Below are 821 nucleotides of genomic sequence, written 5' to 3' on the forward strand. Positions count from 1 at the left end.
TGGGTGAGCGAGCTGGAGTGGCGCGGTGCAGCCGGTCGTTTCGCGGCTCTGGAGTGGCAGTATGTGGGCGAGTTCTACGCCGAAAACAGCAACCAGACCCTGGTGAGTGACTATTGGCTGGTCGGTATGCGTGCCGGCGATTCAGTACGGATGGCGGATCAGACCCTGAACCTGTATGCCGGAATCCGCAATCTGCTGGATCAGGACTACTTCAGTAACGTGCGGATAAATGCCAACGCGAACCGCCCTGTGGAAGACCGGGGCTATTTCGAACCCGCCCCGGGAAGAACTTTTTATGCGGGCCTGGAATGGGTATTCTGAGGGGCGATAACAACACAAACAGTAGGGATTTTTAATTCATGCAAACCAAGTTCCTTCTCGAAGAAAGCCAGATGCCGAAATACTGGTACAACCTGCAGGCGGATCTGCCTGAGCCGTTGCCGGCCGTGCTGCACCCGGGCACCCAGCAGCCGGTGGGCCCGTCGGATCTTGAGCCCTTGTTTCCGATGGCCTTGATTGAACAGGAAGTGACCACTGAGCGGGAAATCGAGATCCCTGAGCCGGTGCGCGACGTTTACAACCTCTGGCGGCCGGCGCCTCTGTACCGGGCCCATCGCCTCGAGAAGGCCCTGGGCACACCGGCAAAAATCTTCTACAAATACGAAGGCGTCAGCCCGGCGGGCAGTCACAAACCGAACACTGCGATTCCCCAGGCCTTCTACAACCGCGAAGCCGGCATTCGCACCCTTACCACCGAAACCGGTGCAGGGCAGTGGGGCACATCGCTGTCCTTTGCCGGCTCTCTGTTCGATATCGACGTT

At 58.7% G+C, this 821-nt stretch carries 1 protein-coding gene and 1 pseudogene; both read left to right on the forward strand.

Going from position 1 to position 821, the window contains the following annotated elements; all coding sequences use genetic code 11:
- Positions 1–321, forward strand: a pseudogene (locus B2W52_RS18820) (TonB-dependent receptor); the annotation flags it as partial.
- A 38-nt stretch (positions 322–359) separates the two neighbouring features.
- Positions 360–821, forward strand: a 462-nt coding sequence (locus B2W52_RS18825; RefSeq protein ID WP_286803890.1) for a pyridoxal-phosphate dependent enzyme, incomplete at its 3' end; no start/stop codon positions are given.

Origin of the sequence: Marinobacter sp. UBA2498 (genome assembly GCF_002341575.1) — a bacterium.
Lineage (GTDB): Bacteria > Pseudomonadota > Gammaproteobacteria > Pseudomonadales > Oleiphilaceae > Marinobacter > Marinobacter manganoxydans.